This window comes from Paraburkholderia sp. SIMBA_027, assembly GCF_046535315.1.
In the GTDB taxonomy this organism is placed as follows: Bacteria; Pseudomonadota; Gammaproteobacteria; order Burkholderiales; family Burkholderiaceae; genus Paraburkholderia; species Paraburkholderia tropica.
Genome location: NZ_JAWRWY010000078.1, coordinates 1 through 622, shown reverse-complemented (window position 1 = coordinate 622; position 622 = coordinate 1). Strand labels below are relative to the sequence as shown.

At 59.0% G+C, this 622-nt stretch carries 1 protein-coding gene; it reads left to right on the top strand.

Annotated features, from left to right (window positions below):
• On the top strand, positions 1-494 hold a 494-nt coding region (locus tag SB764_RS38210; RefSeq protein ID WP_410866490.1), incomplete at its 5' end, for a transposase.
• Positions 495-622: the final 128 nt, after the last annotated feature.

Here is a 622-nt window from a genome sequence, read left to right as displayed (position 1 = left end):
CAAAAACACAAACCTCCAGTGCAAAGGCAGATGGACGGTTCGATCGGGCCGACTTCATCTACATCGCGAAAGACGACCAATACCTATGTCCAGCGGGGCAACGGGCGATTTACCGATTTACTTCCGTCGAGCGCGAAACTCCGATGGCCCTGCGTACCTACTGGAGCAGCGCTTGCCCGAAATGCCCGATAAAGAACCGGTGCACGCCCACCGACTACCGGCGTATTCGACGATGGGAACACGAAGCGGTGCTTGAGGCGATGCAGTCCAGGCTGGATCGCCAGCTCGATGCCATGACGATGCGACGGCGCACGGTCGAGCACGTGTTCGGCACTCTCAAGCACTGGATGGGGACGACGCACTTCCAGACGCGTGGACTTGGCCATGTCGCCGCTGAAATGAGTTTGCACGTGCTGGCATACAACCTCAAGCGAGTCATCAGGATCCTCGGATTCGCAAAGACGATGCGAGCGATGAAGCTGGCAGGCGCGTGAATGCGCGCGCCGACGCTGTTTGCCAGTAAAACACGATCACTTCATTTGCCTGCGTCACGTCCTAACGCAACTGTGCTCCCGCCGGGGAGGGATCGGTCGGCCGTTCTGCGCGTTTTTACACGGCCTCG